The sequence below is a fragment of the Actinomadura hibisca NBRC 15177 genome, from assembly GCF_001552635.1.
GTDB classification, from domain to species: Bacteria; Actinomycetota; Actinomycetes; order Streptosporangiales; family Streptosporangiaceae; genus Spirillospora; species Spirillospora hibisca.
In genome coordinates, this window is record NZ_BCRO01000044.1 from 1 (window position 1) to 22,513 (window position 22,513).

The following is a 22,513-nucleotide window of genomic DNA, read 5'->3' on the forward strand; positions in this document are numbered from 1 at the left end:
CGGGATGGTTCGGGCGCGGGGCTGGGGCAGGTGATCACGTGCAGAGCACGGGCTGAGGTCACTGGTCACGTGGGGCACGGGGCTGGCGTTGTTGGGCACGCGCGGAGCGCGGGCTGAGGTAGTAGCGCGGAGCGCCAAACGCGGAGCGTGCCCTTAGCGCGGAGCGTGAAGTTAGACGCGGAGCGTGAGCTTGGCGCGGAGCGTGGGGTTAAGCGCGGAACGTGCCTTTGGCGCGGAGCGCAGGGTTGGGCGCGGAGCGCAGGGTTAGGCACGAAGCGACAGTTTCAGGCACGAAGCGACAGTTTCAGGCAGTTGCACAAACGCGGAGTGCGGAGTGCGTATCCAGCAATGTCGGCCGCCAGACGCGGAACTCCGCGCAACTACACCCTCGCCGCCATACAAATCCGAGCCAGATCATTCAACGCATCCGCCCGCCGCTCGTCCAGCGTCCGCCCGTCCCCCGGACCCGCCTCCGCCAGCGTGTCTATCACCAGCGAGAACAGCGGCCACTCCGCAGGGCCGATCGCGCCCTCGAAGTCCACTCCCCCATCCAGATCGTCCAGATCCAGGTTCCGCGCGAAGGTCGCCAGTGCTGCCTCCGCCGCCACCACGCCGATCCGCATCGCCAGGGCCGCCGGTTCGCGTGTCACGCCCGCCGCTGTCACGTCCGACACCGCCGTAGCACCTGCCGTCGACACAGCCGTCGCCCTCGTCACGTCCGTCGCCATGGCCCTAGAACCCATGTTCGACAAAGTAGAGCATCGCGACGATCATCGTCGAACGTTCCTTCGAAAAGTCCGCCCCTTTCACCCCGCTATCGCCTGCACGAACACGTTCGTGTGCGTGAAGTGCGTCTCGCCCTCCACCACGCTCGGCCGCATCCCCGTCGCCGGGCCGCCCTCCAGCTCGTCGGCCAGTTCCTTCCGGATCTGCGCCGCCGCCTCCTCCGGCGTCTGCGACAGCGCCAGCCACGGTTCCAGCGGGCGTACGTGCTCGAACCGGTCCGTCCGCTTCACCTCCGCGCCCGCCTCCGTCAGCAAGTCCTTGATCTCCTGCTCGCTCAGCAGCGTGTTGTGCGACGGGTCCCGCAGGCGTTCCATCCGGTCCGCGTCGCCCTCCTCCGAGCTGCCCGAGCCCTCCGCGCGTACGAGGTCCGCCACGATCAGTGCCGCCCCCGGGCGGCTCACGCGCGCCATCTCCGCCACCACCGCCGCCGGGTCCGCCACCTGGTGCAACGAGAACCGCGTCACCACCAGCGTGAACGACCGGTCCAAGTACGGCAGCGCCGTCGCGTCGCCCCGCGTGAACGTCACGTTCGTCACGCCGTCCCGGTCGGCCTCGCGCTTCCCCTGCGCCAGCATCGCGGGCGTCAGGTCCAGCGCGGTCACGTGACGGACGCGGCGCGCGATCGCTCGCGACACCAGCGCCGTCCCGGCCGCTACTTCCAGGACCACGTCCTCCAGGTCCAGTTCCGGTTCCATGAACCGCACCAAGCGGTCCAGGTGGCGGGTGAAAGCGGTGTTCAGCCGCGTGTCCCCGAAGGAGTCCGCCTGCTTCGAGAACTCGCGTACGACCTTCTCGTCATGGGTCACCGTCACGCCGCCTCCTCCAGGTGTTGACCGGGATCATCCCCGAATAGCGGAGGCGTGAACAGTGGGCAGTGACGGTCATCACCCGGCCGCCGAGGTCAGGCCGCCGGGATCGTCTCCAGGAGTGCTTCCAGGCCCGCCGCGTCCAGCAGGTCGGCCGGGCGCACGGTCCGTTCCGCCTTCACGTAGTGGAACGCCGCGCTCACCTGCTCCACCGGCACGCCCGCCAGTTCCGCCCACGCCAGCCGGTACGCGGCCAGCTGCACCGAGATGTGGCGCAACTCCTCGTCATCCGGTGGCGCGCCCGTCTTCCAGTCCACGACGTCGTAGGTTCCGTCGTCGTTGCGGAACACCGCGTCCATCCGGCCCCGCACCAGGCGGTCGCCGATCATCGTCTCGAACGGCACCTCGATGTCGAGCGGTTCGCGCGGGCCCCACTCCGAGCGCTCGAACCGCTCCTGCAACATCGCGAGGTGCGTGTCGTCCACGGCCTCCTCGTCGGCGGCGCCCGGCAGGTCGTCCTCGTCCAGCAGGCGCTGCTGGCCCCAGCGCCCCTCCAGCCACGTGTGGAACACCGTGCCGCGCCGTGCGAACGGCGCGGGCGGGCGCGGCATCGGGCGGCGGATCTGGCGGGCCAGCGCCGCCGGGTCGCGCGCCAGCGTCACCAGTGACGACACCGTCAGGTTGGGCGGCAGCTCCACCAGCAGGCCGTCGGTTCCCCGGCCCCGGTCGCGTTCGGCCAGCAGCAGTTCCACGTCGCGCGCCCACGCCGACATCCGCTGCTTGTCGGCCGCGCCCAGGCCGTCGGTTCCCGCCCACGGGCGGGTGCGGCCGTGCATCGCGTCCTCGACCATCCGGGCCGCCTCGACGGTCGCCTCGTAGCGTTCGCGCGCGGTGGCGTCGGTGAGGCCGCGCTCGCCGGGCCACTGCGCCTCGTCAGGGTCGCTGAGCAGCGGGTTCGTCGCGTCCTCGGCGGGCGGGTCGGCCCACTTGGCGACGGGTCCGGCCCCCGCCAGGCACACCTCGCGGATCTCCTCCAGGAACGGCGACGGGCCGAGCGGACGCCCCGACGTCCCCCACCAGTACCCCGTGCACAGCAGCAGGCTCGACGCGCGCGTCACCGCGACGTACGCGAGGCGGCGGTCCTCCAGCAGGTCGCGGGCCGCGCTCTCGGCGTCGAAGTCGGCCAGGTCGTCCTTGGTCAGGCCGCGCAGCTTGGGCAGGTCCTGGTAGTCGCCGCGCAGCGGGAACGGCAGCACGCGCGGGTTGGCCGTCCAGCGCGTCGCGTTCTGCGGCGGGGACGGGAAGATCGAGCCCTTGGCGGGGCCGCCGTCCTTCTGCGGCGTGTAGGCCAGGCCCGGCACCACCACGACCGGCCACTCCAGGCCCTTGGAGGCGTGCACGGTGAGCAGCTTGACGCTGTCGGTGTCGCCGACGCGGCCGGACGCGAGGCCGAACTCCTCGGTCTCGGCGGCCTTGAGGTAGGCCAGGAACGCGCCGAGGGTGGCGTCCTCGGCGTCGCTCGCGAAGTTGTCGGCGGCGTCGATGAACGCGTCCAGGTCGGCGCGCGCCACGGCCGGGTCGAGCCCCGAGCGCGCCGCGACCTCGATGTCCAGGCCGAGGGTGCGCTCGACCTCGTGTACCAGGTCGGGCAGCGGCAGGCCGACCTGGTTGCGCAGGCCGCGCAGCTCGTCGCGCAGGCGGCGCAGGCGGCCGTAGCCCTCGGGCGAGAACTGGCCGGGGTCGCCGATGTCGTCCAGCGCGTCGACCAGGCTGCCGGTCTCGCGGTTCAGCTCCGCGACGAGCTGGCGCAGCGGGTCGGCGTCCTCGGGCGCGGGGGTCTCCAGGTTCTCCGGATCGACGGCCCCCTCGGGACGGGTCACGTCGCGCGAGGTCTCCTCGGCCAGGCGGCGGGCGCGGCGGCCGAGCGCGACCAGGTCGCGGGGGCCGAGCCGCCAGCGCGGGCCGGTGAGCAGGCGGGCCAGGGACGCGCCGGACGTCGGGTCGTGCATGACGCGCAGCGTCGCCACCACGTCCTGCACCTCGGGCACCGTCAGCAGCCCGCCCAGGCCCACGACCTCGACGGGGATGTTGCGCGCCTCCAGCGCCTTGCGGATCAGCGGGAACTGCGAGCGCTTGCGGGCCAGCACCGCGATGTCGGAGTACTTCAGCGGCTCGCCCTGCGGGCCGCCGTCCGGCGCGACGTCCGGATCGCCCGCCATCACCTTGGCGATGCGCGCGGCGATCCGGTCGGCCTCGTCCTCGACGGTGTCGAACAGCGCGCACTCGACGCGGCCGCGCTCCTCCCGGCCCGCGCCGGGCACCAGCACCGGCACCTGCGGCGTCTGCGCGCGCAACTCCTGCTGGACGCGCGCGGCCACGCGCAGGATGCGTTCGCCGTTGCGGAAGCTGCGGCTGAGCTGGCGGACCGGCGCGGGGCTGGGCGGCCGGTTCATGATCGGCGTCTGGAGCGGGAAGTCGTCGGCGAAGCGCAGCAGGCCGCCCGCGCTCGCGCCGCGCCACCCGTAGATCGACTGGCAGGGGTCGCCGACGGCGGTGACGGGGTGGCCCGCGCCGAACAACGACCGCAGCAGCACGAGCTGGGCGTGGCTGGTGTCCTGGTACTCGTCCAGCAGCACCACCGAGTAGCGGGAACGTTCGATCATCCCGACCTCGGAGTGGTTGAACGCGATGCGCGCGGCGGCGGCCATCTGGTCGCCGTGGTCGACGACCTCGCGGTCGGCCTTGGCCCGCCGGTACGCCTCGATCAGCGGGGCGAGCTGCTCGCGCACCGCCTGCTTGGCGAGGATGTCGCGCTGGGCCTTCAGCGGCTTGGGCAGCGCGGCGAACCGCTCCTCCAGCCACTGCCCGGCCTTGCGCAGGTCGGCGGGGGTCTTCAGGTGCTCGGCGAGGTCGCCGGCCAGGTCCATGACGGCCTTGGTGACGGTGTCGGGCGACCAGTCGACGTGGTCCATCGGGCCGTCGTAGGCGTCCACGGTGCGCGAGCAGATCTGCCAGGCGACGGCCGGGGAGATCAGCCGCATCGTCGGCTCCAGCGCCTCGCGCAGCGCGTGGTCGCCGAACAGCCGGGCGGCGTAGGAGTGGTAGGTGGACACGGTCGGCTCGCCGTCGAAGATCTGCTCGCCGCCGAGCCGCTCGACCTCGTCGTCGGGCAGCGCCTCGCGCAGGGTGTCCAGGCGTTTGCGGATGCGCGTGCCGAGCTCGGCGGCGGCCTTGCGGGTGAAGGTGAGGCCGAGCACGCGCTCGGGCCGCACGAACCCGTTGGCGACCAGCCACACCACGCGCGCGGCCATCGTCTCGCTCTTGCCCGACCCGGCGCCGGCGATCACCGCCATCGGCGCCAGCGGCGCCTCGATCACCCGGGCCTGCTCGTCGGTCGGTTCGGGCACCCCCAGCAGCCGCGCCAGCTCCGCCGGAGTGATCATGGCCCGACCTGTCCCCCCTCGTCCTGCACCGGACAGCAGGACCGTACGGGACACGTCCGACACTTCTCGTTGGCGCGCGCCTGGAACACGTCCGAGGCCATGCCGGTGGCCACGATCTCCACCAGCTTCTTGGGCCACTCGGGGTCGGGCGATTCGGCGGGCGGCGGCTGCTCCTGCTCGCGCACCTTGGCCGTGAAGGCGGCCTTGCCGACCTGGATCAGCTTGGCGCCGCCCGGCTCGATCAGGCCGTGCCGGGCGAACGCGCCCAGCATCACCGCGTACTGGTAGACGCCGAGCTGCGGGTGCTCGGGCAGCTCGTCCTTGGGCACGGCCTGGTTGGAGGTCTTGATGTCGATGATCACCGCGCGGCCCTGCTCGTCGCGCTCGGCCCGGTCGATCCGGCCCTTGATCACCACCCGGCCGAGATCGACCTTGAACGACTCCTCCAGCGCCACGATCTCGTTGGGGTTGTCGCGGTGCCAGGCCAGGAACTTGTCCACCATCTTCCCGGCCTGCTCGCGCTGCTTGTCGGAGTACCAGGAGGAGCGGAAGTCCAGGTCGTTCCAGATCTCGTCCAGCCGCCGCCCGACCTCCACGTCGGTGACGCCCTCGTCGGCCCCGGCCAGCTCGGCGACGGCGTGGATCACCTTGCCCATGGTGCTGAACTCGTTGGGCCCGCCCTCCTGCGCGCCGACGGCCGAGGTCAGCAACCAGCGCAGGCCGCAGGTGGTGAAGGTCTCCACCTGCGACGGGGAGATGGTGATCTGCTCGTCCTCGCCGAACGCGGGCGCGGTGTCCGACAGCGCGGTGATGGCGTACCAGTTCTCCGGCTTCGCGCCGCGCACGCCCGCGCGCGCGAGGCGCGCCAGGTGCCCGGCGGCGGCGCGGCGCATCGGCTCGGGGCGAGCCGGGTCGGTCACCGTGGCGCGCAGGTCGGCCACCAGCGAGGTCAGCGACAACCAGCGCGTCTTCTCGTCGAGCTGGGATTCCTCCAGCGCGCCGGGCAGCAGCTCGTTGAGGAAGCGGGACGGCCGCTCCTCGGTGTCGTCGCCGCCGACGGCCGTGACGACCAGGCGCTTGCGGGCGCGGGTGACCGCCACGTAGAACAGGCGGCGCTCCTCGTCCATCATCTTGGCCGCCATCGACCAGCCCGCCGCGCCGGTGCCCTCGTCGCCGGGCAGGTCGTTGCCCGCGTGGTGCTCGATCAGCTCCTCCACGCCCAGCAGCGAGCCGCGCAGCCGCAGGTCCGGCCACAGGCCCTCCTGCACGCCCGCGACGATCACCACGTCCCACTCCAGGCCCTTGGCCCGGTGCGCGGTGAGGATCTTGACGGTCTCGCCCTCGGGCGCGTGCTCGGCGAGGGTGGTGGCGGCGATCTCCTGGGCGGCGATGTCGTCCACGAACAGCTCGGGCCCGGCCTGCGGCAGCCGGTCCACGAACCGCGCGGCGTGGTCGAACAGCGCCACCACCGCGTCCAGGTCGCGGTCGGCGGCCGCGCCGCGCAGCCCGCCGCGCACGCTCTGGTCCAGCAGCGCGTCGCCGAGGCCGCTCTCCTGCCACACCTCCCAGAGCACGTCCTCGGCGGTGCCGCCGAGCGAGGCGTGCTGCCGGGCGATCTCGATCAGGCGGGCGACGCGCTCGGCGGGGCCGCGCACCTTCTCGTGCACCAGGGCGAGTTCGCGGGCGTCGTCCAGCGCGGAGATCAGCAGCTCGTTCAGCGGCCGGTCGCCGCCCGACAGGTCCTCCAGGTCGCGCAGGGCGCGCTTGAGGCGGCGCATGCCCAGCGCGTCGGCGCCGCCGAGCGGGCCGGTCAGCAGCTCCTCGGCGATCTCGGCGTCCAGGTAGTCCTTCTTCAGCGCGGCACGCAGCAGCACCAGGATGGGGCGGACGGCGGGCTCTCCCATGAGCGGCACCTCGTCGCCCGCGACCACGACCGGCACGCCCGCCTGCGACATCGCGCGGCGCAGCGCCGGGACCTGGAGGACGGCGCTGCGCACCAGGATCGCCATCCGCGACCAGGGGACGCCGTCGAGCAGGTGCGCGCGGCGCAGCTCGTCGGCGATCAGCGCGGCCTGCTGGGACTCGGAGTCGGCGAGGACGGTGCGGACCTCGCCGTCCTCGGCGTCGGGCAGCGGCTCCAGCGCGCGGTGCTCGGCGGCCCCGGCGGTGCCCGCCGGGAGGCGGCGGGCGATGTGCCGGGACGCCTTGAGGATCTCCGGGCCCATGCGGCGACAGGTCTTCAGCGCCACCACCGGCGCGGGGTCGCCGTCCAGCGTGCGGAACCGGGCCGGGAACTCCTGGATGCCGCGCACGTCCGCGCCGCGGAACCCGTAGATCGACTGGTCGGGGTCGCCGACCACGATCAGGTCGCGGCCCTCCCCCGCCAGGTGCCGCAGCAGGTCCTCCTGGGCGGGGTCGGTGTCCTGGTACTCGTCCACGAAGACCGCGTCGTAGGCGTCGCGCTCGCGGGCCTGGACGTCGTCCTCGGCCAGCAGCAGCGCCGCGACGCGGATCAGCTCGCCGTAGTCGTAGGTGGGCATCGGGTCGAGCGCGAACCGGTCGATATAGCGCTGCATGAAGCCGCCGATGGCGGGCCAGTCGTTGCGGCCCCGCAGGCGGCCGAGGCCGACCAGCGCGTCGGCGTCGTAGCCGCGTTCGGCGGCGCGCAGGGTGAAGTCGCGGACCTCCTCGGCGAACCCGCGGGTGGCGAGGGTCTGGTGCAGGCTCGCGGGCCAGCCGTACGCGCCGTCGATCAGCTCGCCCTCCAGCAGGCGGCGCACCTCAAGCAACTGCTCGGGGCCGGACAGCAGGCGGGGCGGGGGCTCGCCGTTCAGCACGGCGTCGCGGCGCAGCAGGGCGTAGGCGTAGCTGTGGAAGGTCAGCGCGAGCGGCGTGCGGGTGGTGCGGCGCAGGCGGCCGGTGATGCGGTGCCGCAACTCCTCGGCGGCCTTGCGGCTGAAGGTGAGGACGAGGACACGTTCGGGATCGGTTCCGCGGTTCTCGATGCGGTCGACGACCGCTTCCACGATCGTGGTGGTCTTGCCGGTCCCGGGGCCCGCCAGCACCAGCAACGGACCGCGCTCGTGGTCCACCACGCGCTGTTGCTGATCGTCCAGCCGGGGGGCGTCCGCACGCACCGCACCCGCGCGGCGGACGAGGCGGTAGGAGGCTGGCGGCACAAGAGAAGATTCCAGCAGATCATCGGGCCTGCTCTGACCACATTGGCGGCATGTCGCGCGGGCGACGCCGATGACCTGCGCAACCTTCGTGAAGTGAGGGGCGCGGGCGATGCGGTGTGACGGAGGTGACTAGGTGCGCAGCGCCAGCAGCAGATCCACCCGGTCGTCGAGCGACGACAGATCGCGACCGGTCAGCTCCTCGATCCGGCGTATCCGGTAACGCAGCGTGTTGACGTGCAGGTTCAACCGGCGCGCGCACGCCGTCCACGAGCCCGAGCACGCCAGGAACTGCGCCAGGGTGCCCAGCAGGTCGCTGCGGTGCCGGAGATCGTAGCCGATGACCGCGCCGAGCACCTGCTGCCGGAAGCGGCGGCGCGCGTCGGCCGGGAGCCGGGCCAGCAGCGCGGCGTGCGAGGCGGGGGCGTCGTCGGGCTCGCCGGTCTCGGCGTCCAGCCGCCGCAGCACCACCGTCATCACGCGCGACAGCGTCGTCTCGGCCGGGACCGCCACCAGCGGTATCCCGTAGCGCTCGCAGGCCGCCACCAGGTCGTCGGGGACCGGCGCGGTCGCCTCCCCCGCCGCCAGCGCCGTGATCCGCTTGGCCGCCAGCGCCGCCACGAACGGCACCGAGTCGTAGGGGCCGCGCCGCCACATCAGCCCGGTCAGCACCAGCTCGCCGCCGTCGAGGTAGCGCGTGGGGTCGGGCAGGTCGGTGACGAACACCTGCCGGACGGGACGGTCCAGCCGCTCCGGGCACGCCAGCGGCCGCAGCCGCAGTTCCGGATCGTGGAGCAGTTCAGCGGTTCTCACAGGACGAGAAGGTAGGAAAGGCGTGTTTCCGTACGTATGCACAACGTGTTACGTGCGTGAAACGCCGTCTTGGACGTCGCGCCATGACGGCCGCGCGCGGGCGGGCGGTGCACTGAGGGGGACCCCACCGCTGGAGGAGGACCCCCATGCCCACCGGCACCGAACCCCGCCCCGCCGACCCCCATCCCGTCGACGCCCGGCCGCCCGCGCGCAAGCTGGCCGCCTTCGGGCTCCAGCACGTGCTGGCCATGTACGCCGGGGCCGTCGCCGTCCCGCTGATCGTCGGCGGCGCGCTCAAGCTGCCGCCGCACGATCTGGCCTACCTCATCAACGCCGACCTGCTGATCTGCGGCGTCGCCACGCTGATCCAGTGCGTGGGGGTGCGGTGGTTCGGCGCGAAGCTGCCGCTGATGCAGGGCGTGTCGTTCGCCGCCGTCGCCCCCATGATCGCGATCGGCACGGCCGGGGGCGGGCTGCCCGCCATCTACGGCGCGGTGATCGCCGCCGGGCTGCTGATGGCGGTGGCCGCGCCGCTGTTCGGCCGGCTGGTGCGGCTGTTCCCGCCGCTGGTCACCGGCACCCTGCTGCTGATCATTGGGATCTCGCTGCTGCCGGTGGCGGTCAAGTGGGCCGCCGGGGGCGCGGGCACGCCCGGCTTCGGCACGCCGAAGAACGTGCTGACGGCGCTGGGCGTGCTGGTGTTCGTGCTGGCGGCGCAACGTTTCCTGCCCGGCTTCCTGGGCCGGATCGGGGTGCTGCTGGGCATCGTGGCGGGGACGCTGGTCGCGATCCCGCTGGGCATGACCGACTTCGGCGGCGTCACCGAGGCCGACCCGGTCGGGGTCAGCACGCCGTTCCACTTCGGCGCGCCGGTCTTCGAGGCCGGGGCCGTGGTGTCGATGCTGGTCGTGATGCTGGTGGCGATGACCGAGACGACCGGCTCGATTCTGGCGCTGGGCGAGCTGACCGGCCGCGAGGTGGACCGCCGCACGCTGGTGGACGGCCTGCGCGCCGACGCGGCGTCCACGGCGCTCGGCGGGCTGTTCAACACCTTCCCCTACACCGCCTACGCGCAGAACATCGGCCTGGTCGGGATCACCGGCGTGAAGAGCCGCTGGGTGGTGGCGTTCGCGGGCGGGGTGCTGGTGGTGCTGGGCCTGTTCCCGCCGGTGGGCGCGCTGGTGGCGGCGATCCCGGCGCCGGTGCTGGGCGGGGCCGGGCTGGTCATGTTCGGGACGGTGGCGGCGGCCGGGGTGCGGACGCTGAGCCAGGTGCGGTTCGAGGACAACCACAACCTGGTCGTGGTGGCGGCGTCGCTGGGCGTGGGCCTGATCCCGGTGGCGGTGCCGGAGTTCTACGACCGGTTCCCGGGCTGGACGGACGTGGTGCTGCACTCGGGGATCAGCGCGGGCTGCGTGACGGCGATCGCGCTGAACCTGCTGTTCAACCACACCCGCCGCCCCGAGGCCGGGGCTGAGGCCGGGCCCGAGGCCAAGGTCGCGCCTGAGGCCGCGCCGACGTCCGCGCCCACACCGGCGTCCGCGCCCGCCGAAGCCGCCCCGGCCTAGCGGCCGTCCCAGCGCGCGCGGCCCATGTCCACGCGGCGGCCGTCCGGGCGCAGCGGCGTGCCCTCGACGCGGTACTCCTCAAGGGCGCGGATCTCGTGCCCGGACGGCGGGCTGCCGTCCGCGCGCAACACCCGCCACCAGGGGACGCCGCCGCCGAAGTGCGACATGACGCGGCCGACCTGGCGCGGCCCGCCCTCCCCGATCAGCTCGGCGACGTCGCCGTAGGACAGGACGCGGCCGGGCGGGATGCGCTCGACCGCGTCCAGAACGGCTTCGGCGTACTCGTCAGGATCTGCCCGCATCCGACGATTCTGCCGGACGCCGCCGCACCGCGAGGAAGATCGCGGCCCCGAGGGCGACCAGACCGGCGACCCCGAGCGCGCCGAAGCCGATCAGCCAGGGGACGTTGTAGGGCACGGCCCGGATCGTCTCCGGGCCGCCGCCGAAGTGCGCGGAGTCGGCCACCGGGCCCTTGGGGATCGCAGCGGGGCCCGGTGTGAGCTTGGCGGCCTCCTTGAGGGCTCCCGCCGGGTTGACGTAGCCGTAGCCGATGTCGGTGTCGTATCGGCCCGCTCCGCTGGGGTGGCGGGCTGAACGGCTGATGACCTCGTTGACCTGGCCGGGGGGCAGTTTCGGGTACTTGGCCTTGACCAGCGTGACGGCGGCGGCCACCCAGGACACGGCGGGAGCGTCGCCCCAGTAGGCCCACTCCCGGCCGTCGGCTCCGATGCTGGGGGTCCTGATGCCGGGCGCGGAGACCAGCACCGTGCTGCTGGCCTTCGTGTACTTCTTGTCGCGGCGGCCGAACGCGTCGGTCGCGCCCACGCCGATCACGCCGGTCTGGGCGACCGGGTACCGGAGATCGGTCGGTGCCTGGAGCCCCGCCGCGGCGACCACGACGGCGTTCTTGCCGTGGGCGTGGGCGACCGAGCCGAGCAACTGGTCGTCCTTGCCGGCCCACGCGGACGTCACGATGACGTCGGCCCCGTGGTCGGCGGCGTAGCGGATGCCCCGGGCGATCAGGGCATTCCAGTCGTGGTTCTTCTCCAGCCAGCGTTTGCCGCCCGGATCCTCCTTGTCTGCGTGCACCCGCACGGGCAGCACACGGGCCTGCGGAGCCAGCGCGCCCTCCCCGGCGATCATCGCGGCCGCGAGGGTGCCCATCTTCCGGTACGGGCGGGGCGTGCGGACCAGATCGTGCTCCTTGTCCAGCCTCCCCTTGAGCGACGGGATCTCCGCGACGCCGTCGGCCAGTACGGCGACCTTGACGGAACGGCCCTGCGCGGACTTCTCCGCCGTATCGAAGTCGTCCAGCATCTGCTTGATCCAGTTGCCGTCGGCGCGGGCGGTCCCGCTCAGCGGCGGGGCCAGGGCGATCGTCAGTGCGGCGGCCAGCAGGCCCGCCGTGCGGCGTGTCAGCACTGCACCCTCTTCCGCTCGCACGGCTCGGTCCGGTCGCTCAGCCGGTCCAGGATCCGGCTCTGCATGAATCGGGCGAAGCTAAAGTCCTCTATCAACACCTTGCGGTCGGGTTTCCCGCGATCGAGCGTCCAACCGCTGGTCCGGAACATCAGGTAGGGCGCTTGCGGGACGTCCATCCAGAAGTCCTGCCGCAGGGCGTCGGTGAAGTCCTTCGCGGCCGTGCCGGGGAACGCGACCGCGCGCAGGCCGACGCTCTCTTTGAGCGCGCTGCCGAAGGCGGTGTTGACGGCGGCCTCCGCGCGGCCCGCCTGCCGTACGTCGCCCATCACCGCGACGCCGATCGTGGTGGCCAGCGTGCCGGTGGAGTCGATGTAGGTGGCGCGCAGCACGGTCTGGCAGCCATTCTTCGTGAGCACGTCCGCGAGCTTGGGGTCGAACGCCTGCGCGCAGGCCGCCTCCGGGGCGATCCCCGCACGCTGCACGAACCCTCTGCTGGCCTTGTTCTCTGGAGTCTGCCCGAACAGCCCTGACATGTTGCGCGGCGGGATGTCCTCCTTGACCCGCGCGGGGAAGATCTCCCCGGCGGGCAGGGTAGCCCAGCGCGTGGCGATCTCCTTCTCCCCCGCCGTCTCGATCTGCTTGGCGGTGGGCGCGCGCAGCACGCTCCAGCCGATGGCCCCGGCCGCGCCGAGCACGGCGGCCAGGCCCAGGGTCGTCAGGACCGCGATCGCCGCGCGCGGGCGACGTCGGGGCGGCGCCGGAGCCTCGGGCGCCTCGGCGGTGGTGGTTTCGGGCATCCGCCGATCCAACTGACACCGCGTCTCATTATGGCGACGATCATGCTTCGGAACGGGGACGGCGCACCGCCGCCGTCACCGCGATCACCAGGCCGATCAGCGCCAGCGCGCACACCGCCACCGACGCCACGATCACCGTCCCGTCGCGGCGCACCACCCGGATCGGCTCCGCCTCGCCCGCGCCGAACCGCTGCTCGGCCGCCGCCCCGAAGCCCGCCGGGCGCACGCCCGCCAGCCGTTCCGCCTCGGTCAGCGCCGCCAGCGCGTCCACCCGGCCGAAGCCCACGCCCAGGTCGTAGCCGCCTTGCGGGCGGTTCTGCGTGCTGGCCACGATCGCCTGGGTGACCAGCGCGGGAGCCAGTTTCGGGTGCCGGGACCGGATCAGCGCCGCCACCCCGGACACGAACGCGGTGGCGGGGCTGGTGCCGTCGCCGATCCAGTACTGCGTGCCGGGGCCCGCGCCGATGATCTGCACGCCGGGGGCCGACACCACCACCGCCGAGTTGCGGTTGGAGAAGCCCGCGTGGCGGCCCGCCGAGTCCACCGCCGCCACCGAGATCACGCCGGGGAACGAGGCCGGGTAGGTGAACTCGGCGTGCCCGCCGCGCCGCGCGGTGCGGTCGGCCCCGCCGTTGCCCGCAGCGGCCACCACCACAACGCCGCGCCGGACCGCGTAGGCGACCGCCTCGCGTTCGGCGCGCGTCGGGTAGGAGCGGCCGAGCGACAGGTTGACGACGTCCACGCCCTGGTCCACCGCGTAGCGGATGCCGGAGGCGATGGTGCCCTCGTAGCGCGGGTTGCCGGTGAACGAGGCGAAGCCCGGTTCGTCGCGTTCCAGGATCACGCGCAGGGCCAGCAGTCGCGCCTCGGGTGCCACGCCCATCATGCCGTCCGCGCCGCCGGGGCCGTGGCCGTGCCCGGCGATGATGGAGGCCATGTTGGTGCCGTGCAGCCGCTTGGGCTCGACGCCGGGCGGGATCGCGCCGCGCGTGTAGTCGGGGCCGACGGTCACCGATCCGGCCAGGTCGGCCTGGTCGGGGTCCACGCCCGAGTCCAGCACCGCCACGGTCACGCCCCGGCCGCGCGACAACGACCACGCGCGCGGCACGTTCAGCGATTCCAGGATCGGCGTCATCGCGTCCCGGACCTGGTCGGCGCGGGCGGGCGGCGCGGACGGGAGGACGAACGCGACGGCCGCCGCGAGCGCCGCGCCCCTGGTCAGGGCGCGTCTCAGCACGTCCACTCCGCCGTCCCGCACTCCACTTGGCCGGGCGCGGCCAGCGGTTTCAGGATGGCGTCGGCGAGCTGCGGGCCGAGCGCGGCCAGGTCGTTCTGCTGCTGGCGCGCCCCGATCGTGGGACGCCCGTCCGCGTAGCCCACGGTCGCGGCGACCAGGTACGGGCCGCGCCGCCGGACGGCCGCCGCCTGCCGTGCGGTGTCGCCGAACCGTGCGGCGGGTGACGCCTCGAACGGCAGCGCGCGCAACCCCGGCCGGGGCGCGGGCACCGGGAACCACGGGACGGCCTCGCGTGCGGCCCGCTCGTCGGGGAACACCACCACCCCGACCGTCACCGCCAGCCCCTGCAACTGGTCCAGGTACGTCGCGCGCAGCACCGCCATGCAGCCCCGGCTCGTCAGCGACCCGCTGAGCTGCGGGTCCACGGCCGTGTCGCAGCGCGTGCCGGAGTCGATGCCGATCCGGGTCGCCTGCTCGGCCGATCCCATGTCCAACGTGTAGGGCAGCGTCGCGGGAAACAGCCGCCCGGCGGGCCAGGTCCGGTAGCGCGCGGCGACCTCGGCGGACTGCGCGTCGGCGCGCTCGGCGGCGGTCGGGTCGCGGGTCAGCTCGCCGCCCAGCCGCAGCGCGGCCGCGCCCAGCACCGCCAGGCAGCCGAGCGCCGCGACCGCGGCGACGACCGTGCGGGACCGCGCCGGGCCGGGCTCGGGCGGCCCGTCCGGGTCGAGGTCCGGGGCTGAGAGCTCGGCGCGCGACACGGAGCGGAGCGTAGCCGACCCGGGGGTCACCTGGGGGCCTGGGACGCCCGTGGAGCGCGGCGCGCCAGCATGATCACGATCACCAGGGCGGCAACGGCGCCGAGCGCCCCGCCGCCGACCACGGCCGCGATCACCGGGCGCACCCAGAACGGCCGCTCGATCACCGGGACCGGGCCCGGCGCCGGGTCGGCGAACCGCTGCCCGGCCGCCTTGCCCTCCGCCCCGCCCGGACGCGGCGCGGTGAGCGCCGCGGCGGCGGCCAGTGCGCGGGCCGCGCTGACCTCGCCGAACCCGACGCCCGAGTCGTAGCCGCCGGTCGATCCGTAGCGGGACGCATTGATCAGCGCCTGCGCGACCAGCGGCGGCGGCAGCCTGCGGTACTTGGCCCGGATCAGCGCCGCGATGCCCGACACCAGGGCGCTGGAGTCGCTGGTGCCGGAGCTGATGACGTAGCGGCCCGGTTGGGCGGCCGGGATGCCGTCGCCGGGCGCGGCCACCAGCACCGAGTAGTTGCGGTTGGAGAACGCGGCGCGGCCGTGGCCGGGCTTGGTCGCCGCGACCGCGATCACGCCGGGGTAGGAGGCGGGGTAGGAGTAGGGCGCGAAGCCGTCCTCGTCCAGGCGGCGCTTGCGGTCGCCGTCGTTGCCCGCCGCCGACACCACCACCACGCCCTTGCCGATGGCGTAGCCGATGGCGGCGCGCTCCTCGGCGTTCTCCTGGTACTTGCCGAGGGAGAGGTTGATGACGTCGGCGCCGTGGTCCACCGCGTAGCGGATGCCGCGCGCCACGGCGCTCTCGGCGCGTTCGGAGGCGCGGAACCGCAGGTAGCTGGCGTCCTCGGGTTCGGCGATCGCGCGGACGGCCAGCACGCGCGCCTGCGGGGCCAGCCCCACGATGCCGTCGCGGCGGCCGGGCCCGTGGCCGCGCCCGGCGATCAGCGAGGCCATGGAGGTGCCGTGCAGCCGCCGGGGCGGGGACGAGCCGTCGATGTCGGCCAGCATGTTGGGGCCGGTGGTGACCGCCCCGGCCAGGTCGGGCTGGCGGGGGTCCACGCCGGTGTCCACGACGGCGACGGTCACGCCCGCGCCGCGCGTGATCTTCCAGGCGGCCTCGGCTTCCAGCAGGTCCAGCAGCGGTCGTTGCTTGTCGCGGACGATGTCGGCGTGCGCGGCGGGGGCCGAGATCGTGGCCGTCGCGAGGCCGGTGGCCAGCAGGGCGGCGGCGGCCCGTCGCAGGGTGCGCATCAGCATCGCCATTCGCGCTTGGCGCAGTCGGGCAGCGCGGCGGTGGACAGGGGCTGGGCAACGGCGCGGCCGAGCTGCGGGGCGAGCCGGAAGGGGTCGCCGGGACGGCTCTTGGGCACGGCGGTGGCGGGCCGCCCGTCGGATTGGCCGGAGACGGTCAGCACGACGTACGGGCCACCCCGGTCGGAGGTGCGGTCCTGCCGCGCCTGGTCGGTGAAGCGCGCGGCGGCCGTGCCGGGGAAGGCGGCGGCGCGCAGTGCGGGCGTCGCGCCCTTGGCCCGGTCGATCCCGGCCGAGCCGGGGAGTTCCTTCAGCGCCGCGTCGGCCTTCCACGCGTCGGGGAAGGCGATCACGCCCACGGTGACCACGACGCCCTGGAGCTGGTCGGCGTAGGTGGCGCGCAGCACGGCGCGGCAGCCGTGGCGTTGCAGGACGTTCGCCAACTCGGCGTCCACGGCGGTGACGCAGCCGGTGTCGGTGGCGATGCCGACGCGTGCGGCGTACTCGCTGCGCGCGCCCGCGACCTCGTAGCCGAGCCGTTCGGGGAAGATGCGCCCGGCGGGCCAGCTCTCCCAGCGGCGCGCGACCTCGGCGTCGGCGGCGCGCTGGAGCTCGGCGTTGGTGGGGTCGCGGTTCAACGTGGCCCAGGCCCCGGCCAGCCCCGCCGCGCTGAGCGCGAGATAGCAGCAGCCGATCGTGACCGCCACCAGCAGCCATTGCCGAGCGTGCAGGCCGAGGACGGTCGCCCGGGACGGCGGAAGGGGCGGCCTTCCGGCGGGCGGGTACCCCGGCGGCGGCCCGTACGCGGAACCGTGCGAAGGCCCAGGTGGAGGCCCGTACGGCGGCGCGGAAGGTGGTCCGGCGGGCGGCCCGAAAGAGGGGCCGGACGGCGGGACCGGGCGCTGGGAGGGGGGAGGCTGGAACGCCACAACCGTCAAGGTTACGGCCTTCCTGGGGGATCTGGGGGAACCGTCCGCTGTAGTGGCCATTTGGGGAGCAGGCCCGAGAGGAGCAAAGCAGAGCCCCGGTCCACGAGGGCCGGGGCTCACTTGCGCTGTCCAAAGGTCAGGCGCGCTTCACGGCCTCCACCAGGGCCGCCAGCGTCCCACGGTCAAGGGTGAGGTGCCCGGCGTCAGGAGCCTTGCTGTCTCGCACGCCAACGGACAGGCCAAGATCGGCAAGCTCGACGCAGTGTCCGCCGTCGTTGCCTGAAGCGCTGGCCTTACGCCACCTGATCACGTCTTCCATTTGTTCTCTGCCGTCTCCCTGATCAGCGCCTCGGACTGGTCGGCCGAGAGCGCGTACGTCCCGAGGTCCAAGAACTTCTCGTGAAGCCGTTCGATCTCCGAGGAGCCTTCTACGATCTTCCCGTGCGGCTCGCCCTCACAGTACGCGGCGTAGCCCCCACCAGGGAAGCGGGCGAGCGTGAAGGAACCAGCGTGCCCGGAATGGGGAGCGCCGTCCGGGATGATCTGGATCGACACCCGGGGCGAGATCGCGTCAGCCAGCCTCAACAACTGCTCATGCATGATCGGGGCCGTGCCGACCCGGTGCCAGAGCACCGTTTCGGGCAGCAGGTACACCAGGCGGGGAGGACTCTCCCGCCTCAGGATCTCTTGCCGCGCCATGCGGGCCTCGACCTTCTTCGCGTCGCCGTACAGCAACACCTCGGCGTAGGCCGGGGTCTGGAGCAGGCCGTCAACGAGCATCGTCTGGTAGCTGCGCAGCACCTCGGCTTCGCCTTCCCGCTCGGGCCACCCCATGAAGTACGAAGGGAACGCGGCCGACCTCCCGTCGAACAAGGCGCTGTGGAGCCTTACGAGCGCTCCGCCGGTGTTGAGGGCATCGTCGGCGTACTCAGCGAAGGAAAGATCACACCCCGTGTCGCCCCGCTCGATCTCGGAGATCGTGCTCGCGCTGAAGGGGATCATCTCCGCGAGGGCGCGCAGGCTGAGGCCCTCGCGCTCCCGGTAGAAGCGAGCCTCCGAGCCGAACAGTTCGCGTGGTCCGCGTGAGGGGTCGAGCTTCTTCGGGGCCTGCGCCATGGGGGGACTCCTATGACCGTCGATGACCGGGCGCGTCCGGGAAGTGACCGGCGTGTCCGTGAGCTGGGGGCTTGCCTCTCCAGGATGGGCCGTGCGGGGCAGCCTGTGAAGCAAGTCACAGACATCCCCCGAGGTGATCACTATGCGCGGGCCGCACACTCTGACCGTCGAAGCCAACGGGGCCGCCATGAAGGCGGCCCGCGACTGGGTGGGGAAGATCTTCGAGTCCTGGGGGCTGGACGACTACCTCGGCAAGCTGATCGTCACGGAGTTGGCGACCAACGTCGTCAAGCACACCGACGCGGAGCAAATGATCGTCCGCGTCTACGTGGCCGACGCCGGGCCCGTGGTCGAGGTGGAGGACGCGTCGCCCGTCCTGCCCGTCGTCCTTCCCCTGACCGAGGACTCCTTCTCGGGGCGCGGGCTGGCCATGGTCGAGATCTTCGCCGACGCCCTCGGCTGGAACGCCACCGGCGACGGCGGGAAGTGCGTCTGGGCCGTGCTCCCGGCGGTGGCGTAGTGCTGGACCGCGAGGTCGCCGGGCATGAAGAAGGGCCCCTCGCCGTCGAGGGGCCCCTTCTTCAGCAGCGCCTACTTGCGGAACGTGTCGCGCACTTCCTTGGCCGCGTCCTTCGCCTGCTCGCCGACCTGCTTCGCGCCGCCGGCGGTCCGCTCGCGGCGGCCCTCCGACTCCAGGTACGGGTCGCCGGTCTGGCGGCCGGCCTCTTCCTTGCTGCGGCCCTTGGTCTTCTGCGCCTTGTTCTTCAGCTTGTCGAGGAAGCCCATGTCCCCACTCCATTCGTACGAGGTCCGTACCGGGCGTGCACTGCCCGGTATCTGACGTTCTATGCGCCGGTCCTGATGTCGCGCCGGATCCGGGCCGCCTCCTCGTGGATGCGGATCTCGGTGTCCAGCAGCTTGGCCTCGGCCTTCTCCGTTCGCAGCCGCGCGCGCATCTCCCGGAAGCTGGGGGCGCGGCGGCGTTCGCGCACCGCCGTCCGCCGTCCGGCCCGCGCCCGCTGGAACCTGTTCAGCAGACTCATCTCCCTCATCCCCTCACCCGCTCGCCAGGACGACCGGGCGATGCCCCCTATGCGCCGTTTCATGCACGCTCGCGGGCTGACGTGCGGCTTTCGGGGACGGCCACGTTGGGGAATGCCGGGCGGCATGGCAAGGTTGTGCCGTGAAAGGACGACGGCGTCCGCCCCCGTAGCAGTCCGAGCGTCAACACAGGAGCACCCACCGTGTCGTTGCCACCTCTGGTCGAGCCCGCAGCGGAGCTCACCCGTGACGAGGTCAATCGTTACTCGCGGCACCTGATCATCCCCGATGTGGGCATGGCCGGGCAGAAGCGCCTCAAGAACGCCAGGGTCCTGTGCGTGGGCGCGGGCGGCCTCGGCTCGCCCGCCCTGATGTACCTGGCGGCGGCCGGGGTGGGCACGCTCGGCATCATCGACTTCGACGTGGTGGACGAGTCCAACCTCCAGCGCCAGGTCATCCACCGCCAGTCCTCGCTGGGCCTGCCCAAGGCCGAGTCGGCGGCGGCGACCGTCCGCGAGATCAACCCGCTGATCGACGTGGTCGTGCACAACGTCGCGCTCGACCGCGACAACGTCCTGGACATCTTCGGCCAGTACGACCTGATCGTCGACGGCACTGACAACTTCGCCACCCGCTACATGGTGAACGACGCCGCCGTGCTGCTCGGCAAGCCGTACGTGTGGGGCTCCATCTACCGCTTCGACGGCCAGGCCAGCGTCTTCTGGGCCGAGCACGGCCCCTGCTACCGCTGCCTGTACCCCGAGCCCCCGCCCCCCGGCATGGTGCCCTCGTGCGCCGAGGGCGGCGTGCTCGGCGTGCTGTGCGCCTCGATTGGCTCCATCCAGGTCAACGAGGCCATCAAGCTGCTGGCCGGGATCGGCGAGCCGCTGGTCGGCCGTCTGATGATCTACGACGCCCTGGAGATGAGCTACCGCCAGGTCAAGGTCCGCAAGGACCCCGAGTGCCCGCTGTGCGGCAAGAACCCGACGCAGACCGAGCTGCTGGAGGACTACGACGCCTTCTGCGGCGCGGTGTCGGAGGAGGCCACCGAGGCCGCCCGCGACTCCACCATCTCGGTGCACGACCTGAAGGCCATGCAGGACCGCGGCGACGACATCTACCTGGTGGACGTGCGCGAGGTCAACGAGTACGAGATCGTCTCGATCCCGGGCGCCACGCTGATCCCCAAGGGCGAGTTCCTCAACGGCTCGGCGCTGGAGCGGCTGCCGCAGGACAAGAAGATCGTGCTGCACTGCAAGTCGGGCGTGCGGTCGGCCGAGGCGCTGGCGGTGGTGAAGCAGGCCGGGTTCGCCGACGCGGTGCACGTCGGCGGCGGCGTGCTGGCCTGGGTCAACCAGATCGACCCCAGCCAGCCCACCTACTGACCCGCTGAACGCCTTCCCGAGCGCCCCGCGACCGTCCCCGGTCGCGGGGCGCTCGGCGTTTCCGAAAAAGATCGTCGTGCGACATCTACCAAAGCGCTTGTGATCTGCCCCACGCGCGGAAAGACTTGGGCCGACCGCACGGGCCCCGCCCGGACGCCGCGTCTCGCGTCGCCCCGGCTCGACCTGCCCGGCGGACCTCCCACATCCTGTACCGCCCTGGAGGCATGATGTCCGCGCAGGTGATCACCGAGGCCGAGGTGGCGCTCGGTCACCTGGAGCTGCTGACCGACGAGCTGCGTTCGCGCGGCTGGCGGGTCGAGGTCGCCGCGCCCGGCGACCGCTGGCCCTGCGCGACGGTCGCCAACCCCGAGATGCCCGCGTTCAACGAGACCGTCATCGCGGTGCTGGAGCAGGCCGACCGCTCCTGGTCCTTCTACTACGGCTGGGGCGAGCGCATCGCCCCGTGCGCCGACGTCGCGCGCACCGTCGCCCTGCTCGGCCGGGTGTTGTCCACCCGCCGCGACGCCTGACCCGGCGCGCCCCGCAGACTCCGCGGCGGCACGGTGCGGAGGGCCCGTGCCGCCGCGGACAGCAGCCCCACCCCGGTTCGGGGTGATTCCGCAGGTCACATAGCATCGCTCCATGTCTTGGACGCGTTATGTGGCGATCGGCGACTCCTTCACCGAGGGCATCGGCGACGCCTACCCCGACGGTTCCCCGCGCGGCTGGGCCGACCGCGCCGCCGAGGCGCTGGCCGCCCGCGAGCCCGGCTTCACCTACGCCAACCTCGCGATCCGCGGCAAGCTGCTCGACCAGATCGTCGGCGAGCAGCTCCCGGCCGCCCTCGCGCTCGGCCCGGACCTGGTGTCGATCTCCGGCGGCGGCAACGACCTGCTGCGCCCCGCCACCAAGGTGGAGGACCTGGGCGCCCGCATGGACGCGGCCGTGGCGCAGGTCCGCGCGACCGGCGCGGACGTCGTGCTGTTCACCGGCGTCGACCCCGCCGACTCGGCGGTCATCCGCCGCACCCGGGGCCGGGTCGCCGCCTTCAACGGGCAGCTCCGCGACATCGCCGAGCGGCACGGCGCGCACCTGGTGGACCAGTGGTCGATGGACATCCTGCGCGATTGGAGGATGTGGGGGGTTGATCGCCTACATATGTCGGCCGCCGGGCACCGCCGCGTGGCGCTCGCCATGCTGGAGTCCCTCGCCCTCCCCGAGGTCGAGAACTGGCGCGAGCCCGCGTTGCGGCCCCTGCCGGAGCTGAGCCGTGGCGCGCGGCTCCTGTTCGACCTGCGCTGGGCGCGCGGCTACCTCGCGCCGTGGGTGGGGCGGCGGTTGCGCGGCCGTTCCTCCGGCGACCAGATCACCGCAAAGCGCCCGACACTCGCACCTTGGGAATGACGGCCTCCCTCCCGTCCGGTGGGCATCATCGCGGTGTTCCATCCGCGACGAGAGGGAGACCATGCCACTGCTGAGGCGCACGACCATCACGCTCACCGCGGCGGGGGCCGCGGTGAGCCTGCTGTCGCCCCCCGCGCTGGCCCACGCGCGCCCGCACGTCGTCGAGGCGACGGGCCCGACCAACGTCTACAACGGCGCCTACGCCAAGGCCGTGACGAAGGTGCGCGTGACCACCCGCAAGAAGCGGACGACCGTCCGCTTCGCCGTGTCGGGCTTCCCGGACGCGGCGGCGGGCAGGCGCTTCGGGGTGCACGTCCACCAGAATGCGTGCGGCCCCAAGCCCGCCGACGCGGGCGGGCACTACCAGAACCCGGACGCCAGGCCCGACGCGCCGCCGCGCGCCAAGGAGGTCTGGCTGGACGTGCGGGTCGACCGGGACGGCAAGGGCCGGGCCCGGATGGTCGTGCCATGGCGCATCGCCAAGGGCGACGCGGGCTCGGTGGTCGTGCACACCAGGGCCACCGACCACCACACCGGTGACGCGGGCGACCGCCTGCTGTGCACGACGGTGCCGTTCGGCGACTGACG

Annotated in this window: 22 protein-coding genes; 6 read left to right on the top strand and 16 right to left on the bottom strand. The window is 73.0% G+C overall.

Annotation, left to right across the window (positions count from 1 at the left end):
- Positions 1 to 380: 380 nt before the first annotated feature.
- From AH6_RS21575 to AH6_RS21595, 5 genes are all read right to left on the bottom strand, one after another.
- Positions 381 to 650 carry a hypothetical protein gene (locus tag AH6_RS21575; protein ID WP_245679406.1) on the bottom strand — a complete coding sequence of 90 codons (270 nt, stop codon included), beginning with the start codon at positions 648 to 650 and terminating at the stop codon, positions 381 to 383.
- A gap of 156 nt (positions 651 to 806) precedes the next feature.
- Complete coding sequence (locus AH6_RS21580) at positions 807 to 1,598, bottom strand: class I SAM-dependent methyltransferase (protein ID WP_067482667.1); 792 nt, start codon at positions 1,596 to 1,598, stop codon at positions 807 to 809.
- Positions 1,599 to 1,687: 89 nt separating this feature from the next.
- The gene (locus tag AH6_RS21585; protein WP_067482669.1) at positions 1,688 to 5,035 is read right to left on the bottom strand and encodes an ATP-dependent helicase; all 3,348 of its coding nucleotides are present in this window, start codon (positions 5,033 to 5,035) and stop codon (positions 1,688 to 1,690) included.
- The gene (locus AH6_RS21590) at positions 5,032 to 8,172 is read right to left on the bottom strand and encodes an ATP-dependent helicase (RefSeq protein ID WP_245679407.1); all 3,141 of its coding nucleotides are present in this window, start codon (positions 8,170 to 8,172) and stop codon (positions 5,032 to 5,034) included. Before AH6_RS21590 ends, AH6_RS21585 begins: the two co-directional genes overlap by 4 nt.
- 171 nt (positions 8,173 to 8,343) lie before the next feature.
- Positions 8,344 to 9,024 carry a PucR family transcriptional regulator gene (locus AH6_RS21595; protein ID WP_067482673.1) on the bottom strand — a complete coding sequence of 227 codons (681 nt, stop codon included), beginning with the start codon at positions 9,022 to 9,024 and terminating at the stop codon, positions 8,344 to 8,346.
- 146 nt (positions 9,025 to 9,170) lie between these two features.
- On the opposite strand from AH6_RS21595, the gene AH6_RS21600 reads away from it, so the two are divergent.
- Positions 9,171 to 10,592 carry a nucleobase:cation symporter-2 family protein gene (locus AH6_RS21600; RefSeq protein ID WP_067482675.1) on the top strand — a complete coding sequence of 474 codons (1,422 nt, stop codon included), beginning with the start codon at positions 9,171 to 9,173 and terminating at the stop codon, positions 10,590 to 10,592.
- On the opposite strand, the gene AH6_RS21605 is transcribed toward AH6_RS21600, so the two are convergent.
- From AH6_RS21605 to AH6_RS21645, 9 genes are all read right to left on the bottom strand, one after another.
- Complete coding sequence (locus tag AH6_RS21605) at positions 10,589 to 10,894, bottom strand: MGMT family protein (protein ID WP_067482677.1); 306 nt, start codon at positions 10,892 to 10,894, stop codon at positions 10,589 to 10,591. The genes AH6_RS21600 and AH6_RS21605 overlap by 4 nt on opposite strands.
- Positions 10,878 to 12,014: a S8 family serine peptidase gene (locus tag AH6_RS21610; RefSeq protein WP_067482679.1), complete on the bottom strand. Its 1,137-nt coding sequence runs from the start codon at positions 12,012 to 12,014 to the stop codon at positions 10,878 to 10,880. Before AH6_RS21610 ends, AH6_RS21605 begins: the two co-directional genes overlap by 17 nt.
- A complete protein-coding gene (locus tag AH6_RS21615) occupies positions 12,008 to 12,811 on the bottom strand; it encodes a hypothetical protein (RefSeq protein ID WP_067482681.1) in 804 nt (267 codons plus the stop codon). Before AH6_RS21615 ends, AH6_RS21610 begins: the two co-directional genes overlap by 7 nt.
- Before the next feature lie 40 nt (positions 12,812 to 12,851).
- Positions 12,852 to 14,048: a S8 family serine peptidase gene (locus tag AH6_RS21620; protein ID WP_067482842.1), complete on the bottom strand. Its 1,197-nt coding sequence runs from the start codon at positions 14,046 to 14,048 to the stop codon at positions 12,852 to 12,854.
- Positions 14,042 to 14,806 (bottom strand): hypothetical protein, encoded by a 765-nt coding sequence (locus AH6_RS21625; protein ID WP_067482683.1) that lies wholly within the window; start codon positions 14,804 to 14,806, stop codon positions 14,042 to 14,044. Before AH6_RS21625 ends, AH6_RS21620 begins: the two co-directional genes overlap by 7 nt.
- Before the next feature lie 26 nt (positions 14,807 to 14,832).
- Entirely contained in the window at positions 14,833 to 16,050 is a 1,218-nt protein-coding gene (locus tag AH6_RS21630; RefSeq protein ID WP_245679408.1) for a S8 family peptidase, read from the bottom strand.
- A complete protein-coding gene (locus tag AH6_RS21635; RefSeq protein WP_083983309.1) occupies positions 16,050 to 16,757 on the bottom strand; it encodes a hypothetical protein in 708 nt (235 codons plus the stop codon). Before AH6_RS21635 ends, AH6_RS21630 begins: the two co-directional genes overlap by 1 nt.
- 358 nt (positions 16,758 to 17,115) lie before the next feature.
- On the bottom strand, positions 17,116 to 17,298 hold the full coding sequence (locus tag AH6_RS21640) for a DUF397 domain-containing protein (RefSeq protein WP_067482687.1): 183 nt from the start codon (positions 17,296 to 17,298) through the stop codon (positions 17,116 to 17,118).
- Positions 17,286 to 18,095, bottom strand: a complete 810-nt coding sequence (locus tag AH6_RS21645) for a helix-turn-helix domain-containing protein (protein ID WP_067482689.1) — start codon at positions 18,093 to 18,095, stop codon at positions 17,286 to 17,288. The genes AH6_RS21640 and AH6_RS21645 overlap by 13 nt, the downstream gene beginning before the upstream one ends.
- A gap of 142 nt (positions 18,096 to 18,237) precedes the next feature.
- On the opposite strand from AH6_RS21645, the gene AH6_RS21650 reads away from it, so the two are divergent.
- Entirely contained in the window at positions 18,238 to 18,615 is a 378-nt protein-coding gene (locus AH6_RS21650; RefSeq protein ID WP_067482691.1) for an ATP-binding protein, read from the top strand.
- A 71-nt stretch (positions 18,616 to 18,686) separates the two neighbouring features.
- Here AH6_RS21650 and AH6_RS21655 read toward each other — a convergent pair whose 3' ends face one another.
- Together AH6_RS21655 and AH6_RS21660 are read right to left on the bottom strand one after the other, a co-directional pair.
- Positions 18,687 to 18,881: a CsbD family protein gene (locus AH6_RS21655; protein ID WP_067482693.1), complete on the bottom strand. Its 195-nt coding sequence runs from the start codon at positions 18,879 to 18,881 to the stop codon at positions 18,687 to 18,689.
- Positions 18,882 to 18,940: 59 nt separating this feature from the next.
- The gene (locus tag AH6_RS21660) at positions 18,941 to 19,138 is read right to left on the bottom strand and encodes a hypothetical protein (protein ID WP_067482695.1); all 198 of its coding nucleotides are present in this window, start codon (positions 19,136 to 19,138) and stop codon (positions 18,941 to 18,943) included.
- Positions 19,139 to 19,339: 201 nt separating this feature from the next.
- On the opposite strand from AH6_RS21660, the gene moeZ reads away from it, so the two are divergent.
- The 4 genes from moeZ to AH6_RS21680 all read left to right on the top strand — a co-directional run bounded on the left by moeZ (position 19,340) and on the right by AH6_RS21680 (position 22,511).
- On the top strand, positions 19,340 to 20,521 hold the full coding sequence (gene moeZ, locus AH6_RS21665) for an adenylyltransferase/sulfurtransferase MoeZ (protein WP_067482697.1): 1,182 nt from the start codon (positions 19,340 to 19,342) through the stop codon (positions 20,519 to 20,521).
- 224 nt (positions 20,522 to 20,745) lie between these two features.
- Positions 20,746 to 21,051, top strand: a complete 306-nt coding sequence (locus AH6_RS21670; RefSeq protein ID WP_083983311.1) for a hypothetical protein — start codon at positions 20,746 to 20,748, stop codon at positions 21,049 to 21,051.
- A gap of 112 nt (positions 21,052 to 21,163) precedes the next feature.
- Positions 21,164 to 21,925 (top strand): SGNH/GDSL hydrolase family protein, encoded by a 762-nt coding sequence (locus tag AH6_RS21675; protein ID WP_083983312.1) that lies wholly within the window; start codon positions 21,164 to 21,166, stop codon positions 21,923 to 21,925.
- 61 nt (positions 21,926 to 21,986) lie between these two features.
- Complete coding sequence (locus AH6_RS21680) at positions 21,987 to 22,511, top strand: superoxide dismutase family protein (protein ID WP_067482701.1); 525 nt, start codon at positions 21,987 to 21,989, stop codon at positions 22,509 to 22,511.
- Positions 22,512 to 22,513 lie beyond the last annotated feature (2 nt).

What these genes read in the sequence shown, in the direction of transcription:
- AH6_RS21585 (WP_067482669.1), bottom strand. Translation starts at nt 5,035, where the DNA reads ATGATCACTCCGGCGGAGCTGGCGCGGCTGCTGGGGGTGCCCGAACCG.
- AH6_RS21600 (WP_067482675.1), top strand. Translation starts at nt 9,171, where the DNA reads ATGCCCACCGGCACCGAACCCCGCCCCGCCGACCCCCATCCCGTCGAC.
- AH6_RS21605 (WP_067482677.1), bottom strand. Translation starts at nt 10,894, where the DNA reads ATGCGGGCAGATCCTGACGAGTACGCCGAAGCCGTTCTGGACGCGGTC.
- AH6_RS21615 (WP_067482681.1), bottom strand. Translation starts at nt 12,811, where the DNA reads ATGCCCGAAACCACCACCGCCGAGGCGCCCGAGGCTCCGGCGCCGCCC.
- AH6_RS21630 (WP_245679408.1), bottom strand. Translation starts at nt 16,050, where the DNA reads ATGCGCACCCTGCGACGGGCCGCCGCCGCCCTGCTGGCCACCGGCCTC.
- AH6_RS21640 (WP_067482687.1), bottom strand. Translation starts at nt 17,298, where the DNA reads ATGGAAGACGTGATCAGGTGGCGTAAGGCCAGCGCTTCAGGCAACGAC.
- AH6_RS21645 (WP_067482689.1), bottom strand. Translation starts at nt 18,095, where the DNA reads ATGGCGCAGGCCCCGAAGAAGCTCGACCCCTCACGCGGACCACGCGAA.
- AH6_RS21650 (WP_067482691.1), top strand. Translation starts at nt 18,238, where the DNA reads ATGCGCGGGCCGCACACTCTGACCGTCGAAGCCAACGGGGCCGCCATG.
- AH6_RS21655 (WP_067482693.1), bottom strand. Translation starts at nt 18,881, where the DNA reads ATGGGCTTCCTCGACAAGCTGAAGAACAAGGCGCAGAAGACCAAGGGC.
- AH6_RS21660 (WP_067482695.1), bottom strand. Translation starts at nt 19,138, where the DNA reads ATGAGTCTGCTGAACAGGTTCCAGCGGGCGCGGGCCGGACGGCGGACG.
- AH6_RS21670 (WP_083983311.1), top strand. Translation starts at nt 20,746, where the DNA reads ATGATGTCCGCGCAGGTGATCACCGAGGCCGAGGTGGCGCTCGGTCAC.
- AH6_RS21675 (WP_083983312.1), top strand. Translation starts at nt 21,164, where the DNA reads ATGTCTTGGACGCGTTATGTGGCGATCGGCGACTCCTTCACCGAGGGC.
- AH6_RS21680 (WP_067482701.1), top strand. Translation starts at nt 21,987, where the DNA reads ATGCCACTGCTGAGGCGCACGACCATCACGCTCACCGCGGCGGGGGCC.